This window comes from Amycolatopsis sp., from assembly GCF_035276945.1.
Taxonomy (GTDB): Bacteria; Actinomycetota; Actinomycetes; order Mycobacteriales; family Pseudonocardiaceae; genus Amycolatopsis_E.
On the sequence record NZ_DATELF010000162.1, the window covers coordinates 1 to 21755 of the forward strand.

Sequence of the window (21755 nt, forward strand, 5' to 3'; positions counted from 1 at the left end):
CATACCCGGCGTTGCCGCTCGGTCAGGTGCGGCTTCACCGCGTCGTAACGGCGGGCGAGAGAATCCATGACCACGCTCATAGCACAGACCATAGGCATCCCGAAGCAAAAAACTAAGTTATTTTACGACAATCCCTAAGAAGGACCGGATGGAGTACCGCCGGCTGGGACGCTCGAGCCCGCGGGTTTCCGTGCTGACCATGGGAACCATGACCTTCGGCGGTCGGGCGCGTTCACCGGCGTCGGCAGCACGGACGTCCCCGAGGCGCCGCCAGATCGACCGTCGCCTCGACGCGCTGGTCGACATCGCCGCCGCGCGAGGTGTCCCCGGCGCAGGTCGCGCCCGCCTACCTGCTCGGCAAGCCCGCCGTGACCTCGCTGGTGATCGGCGCCCGCACCGAGGAACAGCTGGCGGGCAATCTCGAGGCCGCCGAGTCGCGCCTGTCCGGCGAGGACCAATCGCGCTTGGACGCGGTGAGCGCCCCGCCGCTGCTTTACCCCTACCGCCATCAGGCGAAGATCGCGTCCGACCGGCTGAGCCCGGCCGACCGGTCGTTTGCTGCGTCCGTACCTGGCGTGCTCCCGGGCTCCGGGGCGAGCAGGACCGTGTTCGGGCGTGCGCCTCGTGCCGCGCTGATCATGATGCGGGGGACACGGTCAATTGCTTGTGCGGCAACACGTTCACCCGGCGACTGTCTACTTGCGACACTGGGACCGTCGCTTCCCGCGACGTTCGACGTCGGCTTGAAGCGGCCTTTCACGCGGGATCAGGCCCAGGTGACTCAGCCGTCCTTCCCGGCTGGCAGCTCCGGCGGCGCGCTCCGATACGTCGGCGGCGTGGCCGAAAGCTTGATGGGGTTACGGCACAACGCGACTTCGCCACCGTCCTCGCGGGGAACGTGGACGATCGGGTCGAGTCCCAGGCTGGTGGCGAGGTCGAAGGCACCGGCGATGTCGTTGACGACCCCGGCCGGGACCCGCGCCTTGGTCAGCGCGGTCGTCCAGCCGGTGGCCGGCCTCGTCGCGAGGAGCCGCTCGAGTTCGGCGCGGAGCACCGTCCGATGCCGCACTCGGCCGGTGTTCGTGGCGAAACGCGGGTCGGTCGCGAGGTGCGGGGCGCCGAGCACTTCGCACAGTGCCGCGAACTGGCGGTCGTTGCCGACGGCCAGCACCAGGTCGCCGTCGGCGCAGGGGAGTAGTTCGTACGGGGCGATGCTCGGATGCTGGTTGCCCATCCGCGCGGGCACGACACCGCCCGACGTGTAGGCGCTGGCCTGGTTGACCAGCGCGGCGAGCAGGCAGGACAGCAGGTCGATGTCGACGCGCTGGCCTTCGCCGGTCGTCCTCCGGTGGTGGAGGGCGGCCAGAATGCCGGTCGTGGCGAACAGTCCGGCGAGGACGTCGACCAGCGCCACGCCGGCTTTCTGCGGTTCGCCGCCGGGTTCGCCGGTGATGCTCATCAGTCCGCCGAGCGCCTGGATGAGCAGGTCGTAGCCGGGGAGTGCGGCCCCGGGGCCACGCCCGAAGCCGGTGATCGAGCAGTAGATGAGGCCGGGGTTTTCCGGTTGGAGCTGGTCGTGGTCGAGGCCGAACTCGGCCATCAACCCGGGCCGGAAGTTCTCGACCAGCACGTCGGCCGACACCGCCAGCCGTCGCGCCTCGGCGCGGTCGCCGGGGTCGCTCAGGTCCAGGACGAGGGCGTTCTTGTTGCGGTTGACCGCCTGGAAGTACGTCGCCTGACCGCGCTCGTCGTAGGGCGGGCCCCAGGTGCGGGTGTCGTCGCCGCGGCCCGGGCGCTCGACCTTCGTGACGCTGGCGCCGAGGTCGGCGAGCTGCATGGTCGCGAACGGGCCGGCGAGGATGCGGGAGAAGTCCAGGACCCGGAGGTTGTCAAGGGGCGGAGTCATGTGCGAACATCCCATCGTCGATTTTCGAAAATCGAAGATAGAGTGTTCCCACGTCCAAGGTCAAGGAGACCGCCCCATGCCCGCTTCAGTGGCCCCACAGGACTTCCTGTCCATCGACGCCGTGCTGTCCGAGGAAGAACGAGACATCCGCGACACGGTCCGCGCGTTCGTTCGCGACCACGTGCTGCCCGGGGTGGGGGAGTGGTTCGAGGAGGGACGGCTGCCCCGTGAGCTCGTCGGTGAGCTGGGCAAGCTCGGGGTCCTGGGCATGCATCTGGAGGGCTACGGCTGTGCGGGAACCAGCGCCACCGCCTACGGCCTGGCCTGCCTGGAGCTGGAAGCGGGGGACAGCGGGATCCGCAGCCTGGTCTCGGTGCAGGGGTCGCTGGCGATGTTCGCGATCCACCGGTGGGGCTCCGAGGAGCAGAAGCAGGAGTGGCTGCCCCGCATGGCGGCGGGCGAGGCCGTCGGGTGCTTCGGGCTGACCGAGCCGGATTCGGGGTCGGATCCCGGTTCGATGCGGACCTACGCCCGCCGTGACGGCGACGACTGGGTCCTGCGCGGCCAGAAGATGTGGATCACCAACGGCTCCCTGGCCGACGTCGCCGTCGTGTGGGCGCGCACCGAGGAGGGGGTGCGCGGGTTCCTGGTGCCCAAGGGCACGAAGGGTTTCACCACGCGGGACATCCACAAGAAGCTGTCACTGCGCGCATCGGTCACGTCGGAGCTGATTCTGGACGAGGTCCGGCTGCCCGGCTCGGCCATGCTGCCCCACGCGACCTCGCTGCGAGGTCCGTTGTCCTGCCTCAACGAAGCCCGCTACGGCATCGTGTGGGGCGCGGCGGGCGCCGCACGGGCCTGCCTGGAGTCGGCCGTGGACTACAGCACAACCCGCATCCAGTTCGGCAAACCGATCGCGTCCTTCCAGATCCAGCAGCAGAAACTCGCGGCGATGGCACTGGAGGTCAACCGGGCCACGGTGCTGGCGCTGCACCTGGGCCGGCTCAAGGACGCGGGGCTGTTGAAGCCGGAGCAGGTCAGCATGGGCAAGCTGGGCAACGTCAACGCCGCGCTGGAGGTGGCCCGCACGGCCCGGCAGGTGCTGGGCGCGAACGGGATCACGCTGGAATACCCGGTGATCCGGCACATGAACAACCTGGAGTCGGTGGTGACCTACGAGGGGACCGCGGACGTGCACGCACTGGTGATCGGTGGCGTGCTGACCGGGATCGACGCGTTCCGGTGAGGCCGTCACCGACGCGCCGGAATGGGCCGGGCACGACCGCGCAGCATGCGCTCGAGCACCTGCGGCGGGCCATTGTGGCCGGGCGTTACCGGCCCGGCCAACGGGTGCTCCAGGAGGAGATCGCCGAGACTCTCGGGGTCAGCCTCGCCCCGGTGCGGGAGGCGTTGCGGGTGCTGGAGCAGGAGGGCCAGGTCGTCTACCTGCCCCGGCGCGGGTATTTCATCACCGAACTGTACGTCGAAGATCTCCAGGAAATCTACGCGCTGCGGCAGTTGCTGGAGGAACGGGCGGTACGCCGCGCGTTACCCACTTTGGACCACGACGCCATCGAACGCATCGCGCTCGCCGCCCGGGACTGTGCCGAGGCTGCCGAGCGCGGCGACGTCGCCGCTGAACTGGAAGCCAACCGCCGGTTCCATTTCGGCATGCTCGACTCGCCCGACCAGACCCACACCATGCGCCTGATCCGGCTGCTGTGGGACTCCACCGAGGCCTACCGCGCGATGTACTACAACTCAGCCGAAGAACGCGCCACTACCGTCCATGCCCATGACGACATCCTCGACGCCTTACGCCGCAAGGACATCGACGAGGTGGTCGCCAAACTTGACGAACACCGGGAACGCGCTCTGCGAGTACTCACCGGAATCCTGTCCGACGACGGTTGATCAGACACCGCGAAAGTTTTTCGACGGCCACTGCCCCGAAATCCGGCAACATTACCTTCTCGGGTCCCCCGACGGGCCGGTGATGTGACGGAGGTGGCGGCACGGGCGATGGGAACCAGCGATGCATGGCATTGCGCGACAGGCTGTTTTTCCGGCGAGCCCGAAGTACCCTGCCTCAGGGCGAGACGGCGATCGCCGCGGGCGGCAGGCTCACCTCGACGTGTCGACCTCCACGCGTTGCGTCCCGATGTCGCAGCGTGGCGAGAATGCCGATAACGGCCTGATTTCCGCGATCAAGTCGAAACCGAGATCCTGGCGCGGTAGAGCCCGGTGATGGGGCTACGAAACCACCGGCGGCGGCTTCGACTTTGCCGGTTTCGGCACGCTCGCCTGTTCCTGGTGAACGCCTGGCCAGGGGTGGGACTCGGTCAGCAGGCCGATCATGCCGGAGACCAGCCGCATCTGCTCCACGGTGCGGATGTCGGCCTCGACCAGCCGCGGCGAGCAGACCAGGATCGCGACCGCCTGTGCCCGGGACAGCGCCACGTTGAGCCGGTTGCGGGAGAGCAGGAAGTCCAGCCCGCGCGGCAGGTCGACCGCCGAAGACGAGGTCATCGTCACGATCACCACCGGCGCCTCCTGGCCCTGGAACCGGTCGACCGTGCCGACCCGGACGTCCGGGAACCCGGCCTGGTGCAGAGCCCTGGTCACCACCCTGGCCTGGAGGTTGTAGGGCGCCACGACCAGGATGTCGCCGTCGTCCAGCGGGCGCGTGGTGCCGTGGTCAATCCACGGACGGCCGTGCAGACTCGCCACGATCTCGGCCACGACGGTGGCTTCCTCGGCGGACCGGGTGGTGTTGCCGCGGTGGTCGACCTCGGCCCGGTACAGGCCCGCGGCCACGCCGGCGACACCGCGTTCGGCGGCGGACGGGTGGGCGTGCAGGCGCCCGGCGTAGGACAGCCGCGACACCGGCTCGCACACCGAGGGATGCATGCGCCGGGTTTCGTCGAGGAAGTAACCCAGCCGCGGCGGGATGATGTCGGCGTCTCCGATCAGGTGGCCCAGGGCGGACGCGTCGGCGCCCACGGGATGGGTGCCCTGCACGACCTGCGGGAGCTGCTGCGGATCTCCCAGCAGCACCAGGTTCTTGGCGCACAGGGAGACCGCCAGCGCGTCGGCGAGCGCGAACTGGCCCGCTTCATCGATGATCAGCACATCGAAGGGGTCCTCACGCATCGCGGCGTTGGCGAAGGTCCAGGCCGTGCCGCCGACGAGATGCCCGGTGTCCTGCTCTTGCCGCCACTTCACCAGCGCCGGGTTGCTTTTCGGTTGTTCCCAGGGCGAATCCGGCTCCGGCGCCCCTTTCGCGCGCTTGGCGCAGGGGAGGTCCGGGGCGGTCTTCCTGGCGGCGGCGAGCACGTTCTCGATCGCCTTGTGGCTGGTGGAGGTCACCGCGACGGTCCTGCCCGCCCGGACCAGGTGGGCGATCAGCTGCCCGGCGAGGTACGTCTTGCCCGCGCCCGGCGGGCCCTGGACCGCGAGCGCCGAGTTGTCGAGCGCGTCCACCGCGTCGATCACGGTCCGCACCAGATCCGTGCCGGGCGGGGGGAGTGCCCCGCCGCGCAGCCGCGGGGCCGATCGGCGGAGCAGGTCGATACCCGGGTGGGCGGGCAGCGCGGGTAGCGCTTCGACGACCAACTGGGCGAGGTCGGCGACGGCTTCGTCCTTCGGGGACGGCCGGACAGGGCTGCCGGGAAGAACCGCGGACGGCGAGCCGTCACTCTCTTCGCCTGGTCGGCAGCTCTCTTCGAGGACCAGTTCGACGGCCGTCGCGGCATGGACCTTCGCGTCCCGCGCCGCCGATCCGTAGCGGAGCCGGACGGCGTCCCCGGGGGCGAACGGGTGTGGCCGGTCGGGGTCGCAGCCGAGCACCAGCTTCCGCTTCGCGGTGCGAGCCCGGCCCGCCGGCGGCACCCACTCCTCCGCCCGCACCGACAGGGGAACGGCGCACGTGGTGTCCACCTCGAGATCGTCGAGCGGCGCGGCGAGCTGCCGGAAGTACTCCCACCACGCCGGGTTGGTCTCACGCCGGTGATAACCGACCGAGGCCGCCAGCAGCGCGCGAGCCCGGTCGTCGTCGGTGAAGTCGCCGGGATCGTCCGGCAGTCCGTCGAGCAGTGGGTCGACCAGCGCGGCCAGCCGCGCCGCGCGCTCGGCACGGCGTTCTGCGGCGAGGTCTTCCTCGGTGGTGCGCAGCAGCGTGTCGACTTCGGATTCCTGGGCCGGCGGGGCGAGTTCGATCCCGGTGTCCACGCGGACTTTGTGCAGGAATTCGAACAACCGAAGCGTGGAGACGCAGTCGTACTCGTTGTAGTCGCTGATGCCGCGTAGCACTTCCCCCGCGCGCTCGGTCTCGCCGTCGCGGAAAAGCGTCAGGTACTCCTCGTAGGCCTCGATGCTCGACACCGCGGTCTTCACGTCGCCCTCGCGGGCGTTCGGCATGTAGAGCGGTTCGAGGTATTTGATCGAGTAGGAGCGCCTGGAGACCCGGAGTGCCTTACGCACCACCGCATACAGGTCCACCAGCGCTCCGCCGCGGAGAAGATCGTCAACGGCTTCCTCACGGGTGCCGTGGATGGCGGCGAGCCGCTTGATCGCCGTGGTTTCGTAGGGCGCGTAGTGGTAGATGTGCGAACCGGGGTGTTGGGCGAGCTGGCCGGTGGCGAAGTCGATGAACTTTTCGAAGGCCCGCTTCTCCTCCGCGCGATCGTGCGCCCAGAAGGCGGTGAAACGCTGGCGCCCGTTCGCGGTCACCGCGCCGAACAGGTACTCCAGCCCGGTTCCGGACAGCGCGAACGGATCGCCTTCCATGTCGAAGAAGACGTCGCCGGGCGCGGGCGGGGGCAGTGTGGCGAGCGCGGCCGGATCGATGATCTCGTAGGAGATCTCCCCGGTGGTGTCCTCTTTCACCTGGATGGCGGCCTGCGCGCGCAGTGTGGCGAACGAGGTGGCGGACAACTCGGCCGGCCGGTCCTCCGGCCTGGCGGCGGCCAGCGCGTCGATGGTGCCCACCCCGGCCTCGACGAGTTTGCGGCGCTGGTCCCCGCGCATGCCCGCGACCAGCGAGAGGTCGCGATCGGCCTCCCTGCCCGATGCGCAGTGCTGGGCGTAGCGGCAGCCGGTGCACGCCGGGCGCTCGTCGGCCCACAGTCGCGCGGGCAAGGCGGCCGCACGGCTCCGCAACCGGGTACGTAACCGGTCCAGGAGGGGCAGGAAGTCGCCGACTCGCAGGGTCCGCGTGCTGCCGTCGCCGAGAAGCAGGTGCATGTGCGGCCCGGCAGGCCAGCCGCCGCGGCGCAGCGCGTCGGCGTACGCGGTCAGTTGCACGACCGCGGCCGGTTTCGCGTGCCGGGCCAGCTTCGTGTCGTACACCTCGTAACGCCCGTCGGCGTCCCGCACCAGGAAGTCGGCGCGTGCGGAGAACTCGCCGTCGTGGAACACCGCCTGGTAGATCACGGGGGCACCGGACCGCAGCGCTTCTTCGGTCTCCTTCGCCGCGACGGCCGGGTCCCGCTCGTCGATCCTGACCACCACGCGCCGCTCGTCCCGGAGCCGGGCGAGGGTGGCCTCTTCGTGCGCGCGCCCGTGCTTGATCGCGAGCTGGTCCCCACCGCTTTCCGGCCGGGGTGCGCCGGGCAGGCCGGCGGCGAGGGCCTGGTCGAGGATGCCGCGGTGCTCGCACTCGAGCAGGTCGGCGAGGTCGGACGGGGTGTACATCGCGGTGAGTCTGGCACGCGTGATCGCCGGGCCCGGCGCCCGACACGCCGCGAAGGGGACCGAGTTTTTTCGAAGTGTATAACGTCATATACGCGACGGGGTTTGTTGTCAACAAACGTAACCGTCGTTACTGTTCTTGCCGCACGGGATCATGGTCGACCGCTTTGGGCGGCGCGGAGCGCGGTGGCAGCTGGCGGCCCAACCGCGTCGCGGTGGGCCGCCACACCCGGAGGGATCAGCTGGTGACCAGCGTGAGCCCGTAGCGGGAGAGGATTTCGTTGACGGGCTGGAAGTAGGTGGTGCCGCCGCTGGAGCAGTCGCCGGAACCACCGGAGGTCACGCCCTGCGCCTGGCTGCCGGACAGCCACGAGCCACCCGAGTCACCCGGCTCCGCACAAACGTTGGTGCGGGTGAGGCCGGACACCATGCCCTCCGAGTAGGTGACGGTCTGGTTCTTGGCCTGCACCGTGCCGCAGTGCCAGCCGGTGGTCGAGCCGGACCGGCAGATCGAGGCGCCCACGGCGGATTCGGTATGGCCGGACACGGCCACGGTGCTGCCGTTGTACCGGTTCACCACGCCGCGCGGAGTCCAGCTCGAGTTGGTCCGTGCGTACGCGTAGTCGTTGCCGGGGAACGAATAGCCGCCCCAGCTGCCCAGCGCCACCCGGTTGGAACCGGCGAGGGAGCCGGAAGTCAACGCGGCGCAGTGGCCCGCGGTGACGAAGCCGCCCTTCACGGAGAACCCGATCGAGCAGCGCGACGAGCCGATGTAGTAGGCGTCGCCGCCGCGCACGTCATAGAGCGGTCGGGGCTGTTCGGTGGACTCCACCACCTGGACCGCGCCGGCTTCGGTGCCGGTGGCGGTCACATACGACCGAGCGTCGTTGGCCGCGCCCGGCTTCGCCGTCACCACCACCGTGTTCTTCACGACGTCCACATACCATCCGGTAAGCGTTTTCGGCGCCTGGGCGACCTGCTCGTCGAGCCGCGACTTCACGGCGTCGAGTTGCTGTTCGCTCCGGCTGACCGTAACCGCTTTCGCGCCGGACGCCTGGACCGTGCCGATCTTTCCGGCGTCGGTGACGCCGACGACGAGCTGGCTGGTAACCGCGTCGAAGTACGCCCCGCCGAAGGTGCCGTTCAGCACGCCTCGCAGGTTCTGTTCGAGTTCCGCGGCTCTTGTTTCACTGGTCATTCTCCTGATCGCCTGGTCGGGGGTCAGGCCGAGGTCACGCTGCATGGCCTGCAGCATTTCCGGGGCGACCGAGATCTGTTCGGCCGCCTGTACCGGCGCTGTGGACGTACCGGCCAGGCCGGCCGCCAGCAGCACCGCTCCCGCGATCCGGGCAGCGACTGTGCGCTTCATGGTGTCTCCCTCGTTTCCGGGGCTAACCCGAAAGAGTTTCGGATACTCGTCGCGGGTTCGAAAGCCGCCGTTGGGAGTAGTTGGTAAGCGCTCTACCATGAATTCGGGCACGGAAGGTCAATGCCTACTTTTGTCGTGAAACAAATGGGTCGAGTTCGATCGTGCCTTTGGTTGATTGCCTGGGCCGTCCGGCGGACGGATGATCCGGCCTTTTCTGGACCAGACCAGTTCGGTCGAGTGGTCCACTGTGGATGAGGGACCCACGTGAGATCCTGACTGGCTACTTGTCGTGATACCCCTCCTCCGGAGAGTCGTCGAGGTGAACGCCGGTGAGATCACCCCCGTGAAACGAATGGTCGGGCAGGGTGTGGCCTCGGACGCGCCGGCACCGGTCCGGCCAGGAAGCACGAGAGGGAATGAGCAGCATGGGTCAAGTCGAGATCACGTTGACGTTCGACGACGAGAAGCTGTCCTCGTACGAGGACAGCTACCTGGCGGCCCTGTGGCACGCGGTGCAGGCGAGTCCGGCACCGCACGGTGGCCGCCCGGCGGGCGAGGTGGTGGAACTGATCGGGCGGGAGATCATCTCCCGGTGGCTGCGCGGCACCCCGCCCCAGCTGTGGAATCACCAGGGGCAGGCGCAGTCTCCGCCCCAGTTCCCGGTCAACGGCAGTCAGCAGAGCTGGCCGGAGGCGGTGGGGCTGCCGGTGGAGCCGGCCGGGTGATGACGTACCCGTAAACAGGGTGCGATTAACCGACAGGGCGCACCTATTGTCACCTGGCACCCGCCAGGTGCGGTGCGCTCCTTGCTTGCGTCTCATGGCCTCCTTGGGTGTCGTATCACGTGTTGGCAACCTGCCTTGACACGGCGAGTGGTACGGACCACTGTAAGCCGCTAAGCATTGGTCTACACCACTTAGCGACGACCTGGACGAAGGACGGCACGAGTGAAACGCTGGCTCACCCTGGCGGCGGGCGCCGCCGCACTCACCCTCGCGACCGCGGGTTGCGCCGGCTCCGGGGGATCCGGCACCGCGTCCACGGCGAGCAACACCGGCACGGTCACCGTATGGTTGATGTCCGGGTCGGCACCGACCTCCCTGACCGACCAGTCGAACAAGGAGTTCGAGGACACCCATCCCGGGGTCAAGGTCAAGTACGAAGTCCAGCAGTGGAACGGCATCCAGCAGAAGCTGACCACCGCGCTGGCCGGCGACAACCCGCCCGACGTGGTCGAAATCGGCAACACCCAGACCCCCGCCTTCGCTTCGCAGGATGTCCTGGCGGACCTGTCCGGCTCCGTCAGCGACTTCAACGGGTCGCAGTGGCTGGCCGGTCTCAAGGCCTCCGGCGAGTATGACGGCAAGACCTACGGCGTGCCGTTCTACGCGGCGAACCGCGAGGTCATCTACCGCAAGGACATGTTCGAGCAGGCGGGCATCACCGCGACACCGACCTCGACCGCGGAGTGGCTGGACGCGATCGCGAAGCTGAAGGCGAAGTTCGGCGGCGACCCCGACTTCCAGTCGCTGTACCTGCCCGGCCAGGACTGGTACGCGCTGCTGTCGTTCATCTGGGACAACGGCGGTGACATCGCCCAGGCCGGCGGCAAGTCCTTCAAGGCGACGCTCGGCAGCGCGGGCTCGAAGGCGGGCATCGACTTCTACAAGCAGCTCGTGGACGTCTCCGGTACCAAGGCGCCGAAGGACGCCGACGAGGCCACCCCGCAGCAGGCGAGCGTCTATGGCGGCGGCAAGGTCGCGATGTTCGTCGGTGCGCCCTACGAGGTCGCCACCGCGGCCAAGACCGACGCGAGCCTGACCGGCAAGTCGGGCGCGTTCCCCATCCCGGGCAGGACCGCGGGGCAGACCGCGCCGGTGTTCCTCGGCGGCTCGAACCTGGCGATCCCCGCCAACAGCAAGAACCAGAGCGCGGCCAAGGACTACGTCAAGCTCCTGTCGGGCGCGAAGTACCAGACCCAGCTCGCCGCCGCCGGCTACGTGCCGGGCACCTCCACCGACGTCAGCGCGCTGGACAAGGACCCGCTGGGCAGTGTGATGGCCAAGGCCTCGAAGAACGGCCGCGCCGTGCCCGCCAGCCCCAAGTGGGGTGACGTCGAGTCCGGCCAGAACCCGCTCAAGGACATGCTGACCGCGTACCTGACCGGAAAGAAGACGATCGACCAGGCGACCGCGGACGCCGACGCCGCGCTCGACAAGCTCATCGGCTGATGACCGCGACGGAAGAGGCGACGGTGCCGGTGGGGGCCATCTCGCCGGCATCGGCGCGTCCCGGTGCCGCCCGGCCGGTTCGACCAGCCGGGCGGCGGGTTCCGATCGGCCCGCGGACACTGCCGTACCTGCTGTTCCTGCCCGCGCTGGTGGCGATCCTGGGCCTGCTGGGCTGGCCGATCGTGCAGATGATCGGGATCAGCTTCCGCAGGCTCGACCTGCGGGAGCTGGTGACCGGCAAACTCGTCTGGGTCGGCTTCGACAACTACACGAGCGCGCTGGGAGACCCGGAGTTCTGGACGATCACCGTCCGTACGGTGGTGTTCACCGCGGTGGTCGTCGGCGCCACGCTGTTGTCCGGGGTGCTCGTCGCGCTGCTGATGCGCCATCTCGGTTCGGTGGTCCGGATGATCGTGCAGGTGACGCTGGTGCTGGCCTGGGCCGTGCCGATCGTCGCGGCCACCACGGTCTTCCAGTGGATGTTCGACCAGCAGTACGGCATCCTCAACAAGACGCTGGACAGGCTGGGCTTCCACGGCTTCATCGGCTATTCGTGGCTCTCCACCGGCGCGAGCACACTGGCCGTGATCGGGCTCCTGATCGTCTGGCAGGCCGTCCCGTTCGTGGCGTTCACGGTGTATGCGGGGCTGCTCGGGGTGCCCCGGGAGCACTACGAGGCGGCCGGGATGGACGGCGCCAGTGCGTGGCAGACGTTCTGGGCGGTCAGCTGGCCCGCCATCCGGCCGATCCTGACCATGACGGCGTTCCTGTCGGTGCTGTGGGACTTCAACGTGTTCGCACAGGTCTGGGCGATCCGTCAGGGCGGCCCGGACGGCGGCAGCACCACCCTGCCCGTTTACCTGTATCTCAAGGGCATCGCGGGCAGTCACTTCGGCGCCGCTTCGGCCGTCGCCATGGTGATGATGCTCTTCCTGCTGGTCATCACCGCGCGCTACGTGCAGTTGCTGGTGCGCTCGAAGGAGGCCGAACTCTCGTGAAGAAGTCCCGTGCGCAGCGGACAGCCCTCACGGTGATCGGAATCGGGGTCGCGCTGTTCTTCATCTTCCCGACGTACTGGATGGTCACGACATCGCTCAAGACACCCGGCCAGGTGCTCTCGCCGAGCTACGACCTGGTCCCGACCACGGCGACGGTGCAGAACTTCGTCACCGCGCTGACCAAGCCGGGTTTCCTGACCTACCTGGCGAACAGCCTGATCGTCACGCTCTGCGGGGTCGTGTGCGCGGTGGTCACCGGCGCGCTCGCGGCCGTCCCCCTGGCCCGGCAGCGCTTCGCCGGCCGGAAGGGGTTCCTGGTGCTGATCCTGATCGTGCAGCTGGTGCCCACCTCGGCCCTCTTCCTGCCGATGTACCTGGTGATGCGGGACGCGGGGCTGCTCAACGAACTGCCTTCGCTGATCCTGGTGTACGCCGCGCTGACGCTGCCCTTCACCGTGTGGATGCTCTACGGCTTCGTCGACGGCATCCCGTACGACCTGGAAGAGGCCGCGATGATCGACGGCTGCGGGCGGCTGGGCGCGTTCTACCGGGTCACCCTGCCGCTGCTCGGCCCCGGGCTGGTCACCACCTCGGTGTTCAGCTTCGTCACCGCGTGGAACGAGTTCCTGTTCGCCGTGGTGTTCATGCGGGACCAGTCCAAACAGACGCTGCCGGTGTGGCTGTCGACGTTCAAGACCGCGTTCTCCGTGGACTGGGGCGCGATCATGGCCGCGTCGGTCGTCTACGCCGTTCCGGCGCTGGTGTTCTTCCTGATCGTGCAACGCAAGCTGGTGTCCGGTGCGACCGCCGGCGCGGTGAAGGGGTAGCCGATGTCCTCACTTGCCACGCTCGCGCAATCGGTGTTGCTGCCGGGTTTCGCCGGCACGACGGCTCCGGACTGGCTGCGCCGCCGGATCGCCGACGGGCTCGGCGGCGTGATCCTGTTCGCCCGCAACGTGGTCGACGACGAACAGGTGGCCGCGCTGACCGCCCAACTGCGGGCCGAGCGGGACGGCATCGTCATCGGGATCGACGAGGAAGGTGGCGACGTCACCCGGCTCGACGTCGGTACCGGATCGTTCGTGCCGGGCCCGCTGGCCCTGGGCGCGGCGGACGACCTGGCGCTGACCACCGCGGTCGCCACGGCGCTCGGCGAGCGCCTCGCCGCCTGCGGCGTGACCCTCGACCTGGCACCGTGCGCGGACCTGACCCTGGCGCCCGAGGATCCGATCATCGGGGTCCGGGCGTTCGGGTCGGATCCGACCAAGGTGTCGCCCCACGTCGCCGCGTTCGTGACCGGGCTTGAGAAGCACGGTGTCGCGGCCTGTGCGAAGCACTTCCCGGGGCATGGCGCGGCGACGGAGGACTCGCACGTGGCGCTGCCTGTGTTGCCGAGGACCGAGGACGAACTGCGCGCGATCGAGCTCGTCCCGTTCGCGGCGGCCATCCAGGCCGGGGTTCGCTCGATCATGACCGGGCATCTGGTGGTGCGTGACTGGGGTGATGACCCCGTGACGCTCAATCCGAAGGCGCTTACCGCGGTGCTGCGCGGTGATTACGGCTTCACCGGGGCGCTGATCACGGACGCGCTCGAAATGGGTGCGGTGTCCGGCGCGCACGGACGACACGACGGTCTTGGCGACTCGGCCGTGCGGGCGCTGGCGGCCGGCGCCGACGCGCTGTGCGTCGGTGGAGAGGCCTTGGAGCCGGATGTTCTCGACCGGGCCACCGCGACCATCGTGGCCGCCGTCGAGTCCGGCGACCTCCCGCTCGATCGGCTCGCCGAGGCCTCCGCGCGGACGGCGGCGCTGGGTGAGGCGCCCGCGCCCGCCGGTGTCGTCGCGGTGGACCGGCGGCTCGGGCTTGAGGTGGCGCGCAAGGCGTTGCGGATCCAAGGCGAACCGCGGCTGGCCGGCCCGCCGCTCGTGGTGGACGTGTGGACCGAGCCGACGCTCGCGGCCGGCCCGGTGCCGTGGGGCCTTGGTCCGCACCTGAGCGAGCTCGTGCCCGGCACGCGCGTGCTGAACGTGCCCGACGTGGGCGTCGCCAAGGTTCTCGAAGCGGCACAAGGGTTTCGTAATGTGGTCGTGGTGACGCGGGACGCGCACCGCCACCCCGAGGTAGGCGCCTTGCTTGCCGCACTTCGCGAGTCGCATGTGGACCTCATCAGGGTGGAGACCGGCGTTCCGGCGCCGGACGGCGACAGGGACCGCATCGACACCTTCGGCGGCTCCTACGTGAGCCTGCGCGCGGCGGCCGAGTACCTGGCCTGATCGGTTTCCCTGGGAGGGTCTGCCGGTGGGACCCGCAGGGCGTGGATTGGTCAGGGAAGCGGTGTAAGCGCGCCATTTCCTTTCCGATAGAAGCGGATGTTCTTGATCGGGCGTCACACCGTTGCGGCATTCCGGCTCGGCCGTGGACGCCGCACTTTGGGGACGACAGCCTTGTCAGTCCGGGTGTCGCCGGTTCGTCAGGCAGCCATTCATGTCCTTGCCAGCGGTGGGAAAAGGTTCGCCCGAATCAGCGTGAGGGGTTTCCGTCGAGGTGGTCGTGCAGTTCGGTGCGGAATTCGATCAGTGTAATCGCGGAGTCGGGTCAAGCCGGGGGTGATCGACTGGCGCCGTGCGGGGGCCGGCAACCCACGCCTGGTTGGCAGCGTGAGTTGCCGTCGGCTAGCGTCGTGGAACGTGGGCGTTGTCGAGGCCCCAGGTGTGGGAACCGATCGGTGGTTCGGGGTCGGGTCTGCCCGGTCCGCCTGCGTGCGGGCCGGGGCGCGGGCGGCCGACGAGGCGCTGCTTCACGACGACGCGAAGTTGCTGGTCGTCTTCTGCTCCGGTGCGCCCGACCTCCGTGCCCTGGTGGGGGAGATCCGGAAGCGGGCGGGCGATGTCCCGCTGATCGGCTGCACGACCGCCGGTGAGATCGCCGGCACCGGGCCGAACGACGCGAGTGTGGTGGTCGCGGCGCTCGGGGGAGCGGGATTCGCCGTGGAGACGGCCGCCGCTACCGGGGCGTCGGCCGACCTGCGGCAGGCCGGTGCCCGGGTGGCCCGGTGCCTGCCCACCCGCGAGGACCTGCCGCACAAGGTGCTCATGGTGCTGAGCGACGGTTTCGCCGGCAACCAGCAGGAAATCGTGCGCGGCGCGCACGGGGTCCTCGGGTCGGCGGTGCCGCTCGTCGGGGGCTGCGCCGGCGATGAGCTCAGCATGACCGAGACGTTCCAGTTCCACGGCGACCGCGTGCTCACCGACTCGATCGTCGCCGCCGGGATCGCCTCGGACGCGCCGATCGGCATCGGGGTTTGCCACGGCTGGCGGCGCGTCGGCGGGCCGATGCTTGTCACCGCCAGCGCCGGCAACCGGGTGTCCACACTCGACGACCGGCCGGCCCTCGACGTCTACCTCGAGCGGCTGAACGTCGACCGGTTCGCCCGCCCGTCCCGGGACGGGCTGGCGCGGCTCGCGCTGACCCATCCTTTCGGGCTCAGCCGCCGCGACGGGGACGAGGTGCGGTTCATCAGCGGCGCGGACTTCGCCGAGCGGTCCCTGTCGTGCATCGCCGAAATTCCGCAGGGCGCCCTCGTGTGGATGATGGAAGGTGACGCCTCGTCGGTGCTCGACGCGACCGACGCCGCGTGCGATGACGCACTCGCCGCGCTCGACGGACGGCGTCCACTCGGGATGTTCGCCTTCGACTGCATCGCGCGGCGTAACGTCCTCGGCGGTGAGGGGATCCGGGCCGAGATCGACCGGCTCGCGGCGGCCGTGCCCCGAACTCCCGTCGCCGGGTTCTACACCTACGGCGAGATCGCGCGGACGCGTGGCCTGCGGGGCTTCCACAACCAGACCCTGGTCGTCCTGGCGCTGGGCTGAGACGGTCGGTTGAGATGGGTGCCTCCTCGTGGTCGAGCCAGCAGCTCACCGAATTCATCGCGGCCGTGTCCGCGGCCGAGACCGGCTCGGCGGCGGCGCGTGCGGTGGCCGAGCGCGCGGCCGAGACGCTGGACGCGGAGGTGGCCGCGATCGTGCGCGATGACGAGCTTGTCGTCGCGGTCGGCTACCCCGAGGGAGCCACGCCCCTCGCCGAGCTTGCCGCGGTGCGGCCCGGCGATGACGACGCCTCGGTGGAGCCACCCGGTGTCGGCCGGTGCACGGCGGTGTCGGTGGCGCTCGCCCATCCGCCGGGCGCGAGGCTGGTCATCGCCCGGCGGGACCGCCTGACGCGCGCGGAAGTCGGTTTGGTGCGCGGGATGGCCCGGGTCGCGGAGATGACGATGAGGATGCTCAGCGTCCTCGAGGACGAGCGGACCGCGCGGGAGGAGGGCGAGCGGCTCGCCCTCGAGCAGGCGGCGTTGCGCCGGGTGGCGACCCTGGTCGCCCGGGGCGAGCCGGCGCACCGGGTGCTGGCCGCGGTCGCCGAGGAAGTCGGCCGGCTGCTTCCCGCCGACATCACCCTCCTCGGCCGGTTCGACTCGGGCGGCACCGCGGTGAACGTGGGTGGCTGGAGCCGGACCGGTGACCCGGTCGAGGTCGGGGCCCGGCTCCGGCTCGGCGGTTACAACATCCTCACGCGAATCTTGGAAACCGGCAGGCCGATGCGGATGGACGACTACGCCGAGGGGTCCGGCGACGTGCACGTGAACGGGCGCGTCCGGGGCATCAAGGCGGCCGTCGGCGCGCCGATCGTCGTCGAGGGCCGGCTCTGGGGAGTCATGACCGTGGCCACCATGCGGGACGAGCCGCTGCCTTGCGATACCGAGGAGCGGCTGTCCCGGTTCACCAGTTTGGTCGCGACCGCGATCGCGAACGCGCAGGCACGGGTGGAGCTGAGCGCGCTCGCCGACGAGCAGGCGGCGCTGCGACGGGTCGCCACGCTCGTCGCCCGCGGAGCGCCGCCACCCGCGGTCTTCGGCGCGGTCGCCGAGGAGGTCGCCCGGCTGCTCCCCGCCGACGCGGCGCTGGTGAACCGCTACGACGCCGATGGCCACGCGACGATCGTCGGCGGATGGAGCCGCGGCGGCGATGTCGCGCTGGCGGGCGCGCGGGCGCCGATCGGCGGCCAGACCGTCAGCACGCTGGTTCTCGAGACGGGCAAAGCGGCCCGTGCCGAACGTGTCGGTGTCTCCGGGCCGGTCGCGGCGTTGTGGTCGGCCGGGGGCTGGCGCTCGTCTGTCGGCACGCCGATCATCGTCGCGGGCCACCTGTGGGGCGTGGTGCTCGTGGCGTCGACACGAGACGAGGCGCTGCCTCCCGATACCGAGCAGCGGCTGGCCGGGTTCACCGAACTGGCCGCGACCGCGATCGCCAACGCCGAGGCACACGCCGAACTGACCGCGTCGCGGGCACGGATCGTCGCGACCGCGGACGAGACGCGACGGCGTATAGAGCGCGACTTGCATGACGGGTTGCAGCAGCGGCTCGTCTCGCTCGCGCTCCAACTGCGGGCCGCGCAGGCGGCGGTGCCTGCCGAAGGCTCCGAACTGGCGTCCGAGCTCGACCGGGTGGCCGCGGGGCTGACCGGCGCCCTGGACGAGCTGCGGGAGTACGCGCGGGGGATCCACCCGGCGATCCTCTCCGAGGGTGGCCTGGCTCCCGCGTTGCGGACGCTCGCCCGCCGCTCGGGCGTACCGGTCGAGCTGGACGTGCGGAGCGGGGTGCGGCTGCCGGAGCGTGTGGAGGTGACCGCGTACTACGTCGTCTCGGAAGCTTTGACGAACGTGGTGCGGCACGCGAACGCCTCGAGCGTGCGGGTGGCCGCCGACCTGGCCGATGGGCTGCTGCACGTCTCAGTCAGCGACGACGGAATCGGCGGTGCGGATCCCTCTCGCGGATCCGGTCTGGTGGGTCTCCGGGACCGCGTCGAGGCCCTCGGCGGGAAGCTGGTTCTGCGGAGCCAGCCGGGTAAAGGCACGTCGGTGGAGGCCACCCTTCCCGTCGATCCCGCCTAGCGTGTCCGGCCGTGCGGGGGCGTGCACCGCATCACTCCCGGCAGGTGCGGTTCCTGTCGATGCGGTTGACGAGCTGGTTCATGATCTGCTGGGACATGACGTTGGCGAAACCGTCGTGTTCGGACGCCGGGTTGTGGTGTCGAAGAAGGACTCACGCCCGAGTCCTCCGCCGGCGACATCCGTTGCGCACCAACTATCTTCGCGTAAGACTCACGAGATGATGGCTGTCGGCTTGGTCCTGCATCCACAACGCGATTCCGCGGCGGCGGTCGAGGCGGTGCTCGGCTGGGCGGCCGAGCAGGGCACCGAGATCCTCGGCATCGCGGACGAGATCCGCCGGATCGACTGCGCGGCGATCCCGGTGACCCCGGAGGAACTCGGCAGCCGGGCCGATCTGGTGGTCAGCCTCGGCGGGGACGGGACGATGCTGCGGGCGATGCGTCTGGCCGACCGGCAGCGCGCCCCGGTGCTCGGCGTGAACCTGGGCAAACTCGGGTTTCTGGCCGAAATCGACGTGCCGGACCTGCCAGGTGCGCTTGCGGCCATCAACGGCAATCGGTTCACCATCGAGCCCCGCCTTGCCGTCGACGCCGCTTTCGGCGCGCGGACGGTCACGGCCTTCAACGATGTCGCCGTCGTCCGGGTGCCCGGTGAGGGCAGCGCCGCCGTCGCGGTACGCGTCGCCGGGCATCCGTTCGTCAGCTACGCGGCCGACGCGGTCGTCGTCGCGACCCCGACCGGTTCGACCGCCTACAGTTTTTCCGCCGGTGGACCGATAACCAGCCCCGCCGTCGAGGCCCTGCTGGTGACGCCTTCCGCGCCGCATTCGGCGTACAACCGCGGTGTGGTGCTGTCCGTGCGCGACACGGTCGCGCTTGAGGTTTTGCCCACCAGCGGCCGGCTGGCCGTGGAAGTCGACGGAAGGGTCTCCGGCTATGTCCGGCCCGGTGATCGCATCGACCTGAAGGCCCGCCCGGACGCCGCACGCGTGGTCCGCCTCGGCAGGACGACCTTCTACGAACGCGCACGCCGCAAGCTGCGTCTCACCGACTCCGCGGAAATCCCGCCGACCGTGTTCGGCTAGGGCCGGTTCCGGCGAGTTGCCCTCACCGCGGGTTCTCCCTACCGCGGCTGGACAGGCTCGTCCGGTTGGCAGTGCGGGCACCAGGTGGTGGTCCGCCCACCGGTCCGGTCGTGAGCGAGCAGGGTGCCGCACCGGGGACAGGAGCCGGACGGGTCGTCACGCCGCCCGGTCAGCCACGATTTCGTGACCGGCACGCGCCCCGCTTTGATCGATTGCCGGAGCACGCGGCCCATCGCCGCGTCCAGCCGGGCGAGCTCGTCTCGTCCCAAGTGGACACATGAGGTGCGGGGATGGATTCGCGCCCGCCACAGGATCTCGTCGGCCAGCAGGTTGCCGATCCCGGCCATGATCGACTGGTCCGTCAACGCCGCCTTGACCTGCTTCCGCCGGCCGTCCAGGAGTTCCCGCAGCCGCTCTCGGGACACTTCGGTCGCGTCCGGTCCGACGTCGGCGAGCACGTCGTCCACGCCGCGAGGACTGTCCACCAACCGCAGGCCCTGCAGCTTGCGCATGTCCCGGTAGCGCAACTCGCCGTCCGGGAAGGCGAAAATCACCCGGTCATGGCGATGTGGCTGCTCGCCGGGCCCGGTCCAGTAAAGAGATCCGGTCATCCCGAAGTGCAGGATCACGGCGTGCGAGCCGACCGGCGCGATGAGCCACTTGCCGTGCCGCCGGGGCTCGGAAAAACGCTGACCGGGCAACGTTCGCGACAACCGGTCGGCGGTGACGTCACGGAGGACTCCCGCGTCGAGCACGTCGACACCCGAAATCGGCCGTTTCACGGCGTGAGCAGCGAATACCTGGCGGAAGCTTTCGACGTCGGGTAACTCCGGCACGATCCTGGGCTTACCCACCGGGCCCCGCCGGGCAAACCACGCGAGTGGCCCCGTCACGACAACCGAGTCCGGAACAAGCGTCTTCCCGCGGCTGTCCCGGGGATCGGCGGGTTGCTCTGCCCTTCCGGACCTGCCGGACGCCGGGGCCGTTCGCATACTGTGGGGCGATGAAACAGCTGACCCCGCTGGTTACGGCGGCGTTGGTGCTGCTCGGGCTGGCCGGGTTCGTGGCGTTCAACGCGACCCGGGCGCACCCGGGCGGAGCCGCCGCGGCACCGCCCGCCACGACCTCTCCGGCACCGGTCACGACCACCTCACGGGTGGCCGCGTTGCCGGATGAGGTGGTCTACGCGGGAAAGGCGGACAGCAGCAAGCTCGCGGTGGCGGTCGCGGTGAAGGGCCGCAGAGCCGCGGCCTACCTGTGCGACGGGGCTCGCGAGGCCTGGCTGACGGGTTCGGCGAAGGACGGGCACATCGACGTAACCTCCGCGAACCGGAACGCGGGCCTGTCCGCCTCGATCGAGGGTGACGCGCTCACCGGAACCACGAAGCTGGGCGCGAACGAATACCGCTTCACGATCGGCGTGGCGAAGAAACCGGCCGGGCTGTATCGGAACAAGAACGGGACGACGACGATCGGCTGGATCGTGCTGCCCGACGGCTCCCAGGTGGGTGTGGCGAACACGAACGGCCAGGAGACTCCCGCCCCGCCACTGGACGCCGCATCCGGAACGGCGACCGTCGGCGGCGGGCCGGTCAGTGTCTCCCCGGTGTCCGGTGAGGAGGAGATCGGATGATCGACCCACCCACGACCCCGATTCCCCGGGCCGGGCGCGCCACGCGCTTCGGCCCTGTCATGGTCGCCCTCGCGGCCGGCGCGGCGGTGTCCGTCGCGCTCGGCCTGTACGCCGGCCTGCACGAACCGACCGGCGTCGCGGTGAACCTCGCGGGGTTCTCCAGCTTCATGGCGGTCAAGACGTGGCTGACCACCGTCGCCGTGGTGCTGGCGATCGGGCAACTGCTGTCCGCGCTGGCGCTGTTCGGCAAGCTGCCCGGGGTTTCGGGCGGTCGTGGGGTTGCCGCGCTGCACCGCTGGTCCGGCCGCCTCGCGGTGGCCGTGACCGTGCCGGTGGCCGCGCATTGCCTGTTCGCACTCGGCTTCCAGACCTTCGACACGCGAATCCTGCTGCACTCGCTGCTCGGCTGCTTCTTCTACGGCGTGTTCGTGTGCAAGATGCTGGTGCTCACGCGCGAGGACAGCCCGGGCTGGGTGCTGCCGACCGTCGGCGGAGCCGTCTTCGCGGCGATGGTCGCGCTGTGGTTCTCGTCGGCCTACTGGTTCTTCACCACCTTCGGAGTCACCTTCTAGAGCGGGGGAGCAGTCATGGACCACGCCCTCTCCCGGCGAGCCGGGCTGGCGATCCTGGCCGGCGGCGCGGTGGCGGCCTGCCAGACCTACGGTGGGCCGGGCCAACCGCCGGAAACGCCGCCCACGAGCACCGGCCCGGTCTCGGAAACTCCCGGCGTGATCGCGAAAACGTCGGACATCCCGGTCGGCGGGGGCAAGGTGTTCCCCGCCAACGGGGTGGTGATCACGCAACCGGCCGCGGGCACCTTCAAGTGCTTCTCCGCGACCTGCACGCATCAGGGCTGCACGGTCGGCGAGGTCACCGGGGGCACGATCAACTGCCCG

Annotated in this window: 16 protein-coding genes and 2 pseudogenes; 14 read left to right on the top strand and 4 right to left on the bottom strand. The window is 69.9% G+C overall.

Going from position 1 to position 21755, the window contains the following annotated elements; genetic code table 11:
• Nucleotides 1–320: 320 nt before the first annotated feature.
• Nucleotides 321–467: pseudogene (locus tag VJT49_RS29635) on the top strand (aldo/keto reductase); the annotation flags it as partial.
• Between the two features lie 314 nt (nucleotides 468–781).
• On the opposite strand, the gene VJT49_RS29640 reads toward VJT49_RS29635, so the two are convergent.
• A complete protein-coding gene (locus VJT49_RS29640) occupies nucleotides 782–1906 on the bottom strand; it encodes a CoA transferase (RefSeq protein WP_324168261.1) in 1125 nt (374 codons plus the stop codon).
• A gap of 76 nt (nucleotides 1907–1982) precedes the next feature.
• Between VJT49_RS29640 and VJT49_RS29645 the strand changes: the two genes are divergently transcribed.
• A complete protein-coding gene (locus tag VJT49_RS29645) occupies nucleotides 1983–3152 on the top strand; it encodes an acyl-CoA dehydrogenase family protein (protein ID WP_324168262.1) in 1170 nt (389 codons plus the stop codon).
• Nucleotides 3149–3820, top strand: coding sequence for a GntR family transcriptional regulator (locus VJT49_RS29650; protein WP_324168263.1), 672 nt, complete (start codon nucleotides 3149–3151; stop codon nucleotides 3818–3820). The genes VJT49_RS29645 and VJT49_RS29650 overlap by 4 nt, the downstream gene beginning before the upstream one ends.
• Nucleotides 3821–4159: 339 nt before the next feature.
• On the opposite strand, the gene VJT49_RS29655 is transcribed toward VJT49_RS29650, so the two are convergent.
• Nucleotides 4160–7600, bottom strand: a complete 3441-nt coding sequence (locus VJT49_RS29655; protein WP_324168264.1) for a TM0106 family RecB-like putative nuclease — start codon at nucleotides 7598–7600, stop codon at nucleotides 4160–4162.
• 235 nt (nucleotides 7601–7835) lie between these two features.
• The gene (locus VJT49_RS29660) at nucleotides 7836–8966 is read right to left on the bottom strand and encodes a S1 family peptidase (protein ID WP_324168265.1); all 1131 of its coding nucleotides are present in this window, start codon (nucleotides 8964–8966) and stop codon (nucleotides 7836–7838) included.
• A gap of 425 nt (nucleotides 8967–9391) precedes the next feature.
• On the opposite strand from VJT49_RS29660, the gene VJT49_RS29665 reads away from it, so the two are divergent.
• From VJT49_RS29665 to VJT49_RS29700, 8 genes are all read left to right on the top strand, one after another.
• Nucleotides 9392–9691: a hypothetical protein gene (locus VJT49_RS29665; protein WP_324168266.1), complete on the top strand. Its 300-nt coding sequence runs from the start codon at nucleotides 9392–9394 to the stop codon at nucleotides 9689–9691.
• A gap of 222 nt (nucleotides 9692–9913) precedes the next feature.
• Nucleotides 9914–11197 (top strand): extracellular solute-binding protein, encoded by a 1284-nt coding sequence (locus tag VJT49_RS29670; protein ID WP_324168267.1) that lies wholly within the window; start codon nucleotides 9914–9916, stop codon nucleotides 11195–11197.
• A complete protein-coding gene (locus VJT49_RS29675) occupies nucleotides 11197–12195 on the top strand; it encodes a sugar ABC transporter permease (protein ID WP_324168268.1) in 999 nt (332 codons plus the stop codon). Before VJT49_RS29670 ends, VJT49_RS29675 begins: the two co-directional genes overlap by 1 nt.
• Nucleotides 12192–13022 (top strand): carbohydrate ABC transporter permease, encoded by an 831-nt coding sequence (locus VJT49_RS29680; protein ID WP_324168269.1) that lies wholly within the window; start codon nucleotides 12192–12194, stop codon nucleotides 13020–13022. Before VJT49_RS29675 ends, VJT49_RS29680 begins: the two co-directional genes overlap by 4 nt.
• A 3-nt stretch (nucleotides 13023–13025) precedes the next feature.
• Nucleotides 13026–14468, top strand: coding sequence for a glycoside hydrolase family 3 protein (locus tag VJT49_RS29685; RefSeq protein WP_324168270.1), 1443 nt, complete (start codon nucleotides 13026–13028; stop codon nucleotides 14466–14468).
• 438 nt (nucleotides 14469–14906) lie between these two features.
• Nucleotides 14907–16067 (top strand): FIST signal transduction protein, encoded by a 1161-nt coding sequence (locus VJT49_RS29690; protein WP_324168271.1) that lies wholly within the window; start codon nucleotides 14907–14909, stop codon nucleotides 16065–16067.
• A 14-nt stretch (nucleotides 16068–16081) separates the two neighbouring features.
• Complete coding sequence (locus VJT49_RS29695; RefSeq protein ID WP_324168272.1) at nucleotides 16082–18142, top strand: GAF domain-containing sensor histidine kinase; 2061 nt, start codon at nucleotides 16082–16084, stop codon at nucleotides 18140–18142.
• 217 nt (nucleotides 18143–18359) lie between these two features.
• Nucleotides 18360–19226: an NAD(+)/NADH kinase gene (locus tag VJT49_RS29700; protein WP_324168273.1), complete on the top strand. Its 867-nt coding sequence runs from the start codon at nucleotides 18360–18362 to the stop codon at nucleotides 19224–19226.
• Between the two features lie 38 nt (nucleotides 19227–19264).
• Here the strand turns inward: VJT49_RS29700 and VJT49_RS29705 are convergent, their stop codons facing one another.
• Entirely contained in the window at nucleotides 19265–20119 is an 855-nt protein-coding gene (locus tag VJT49_RS29705; RefSeq protein WP_324168274.1) for an Fpg/Nei family DNA glycosylase, read from the bottom strand.
• A gap of 110 nt (nucleotides 20120–20229) precedes the next feature.
• On the opposite strand from VJT49_RS29705, the gene VJT49_RS29710 reads away from it, so the two are divergent.
• The 3 genes and pseudogenes from VJT49_RS29710 to VJT49_RS29720 all read left to right on the top strand — a co-directional run.
• Entirely contained in the window at nucleotides 20230–20859 is a 630-nt protein-coding gene (locus VJT49_RS29710) for a hypothetical protein (protein WP_324168275.1), read from the top strand.
• Nucleotides 20856–21431, top strand: coding sequence for a DUF6529 family protein (locus VJT49_RS29715; RefSeq protein ID WP_324168276.1), 576 nt, complete (start codon nucleotides 20856–20858; stop codon nucleotides 21429–21431). The genes VJT49_RS29710 and VJT49_RS29715 overlap by 4 nt, the downstream gene beginning before the upstream one ends.
• Nucleotides 21432–21446: 15 nt before the next feature.
• A pseudogene (locus tag VJT49_RS29720) lies at nucleotides 21447–21755 on the top strand (Rieske (2Fe-2S) protein); the annotation flags it as partial.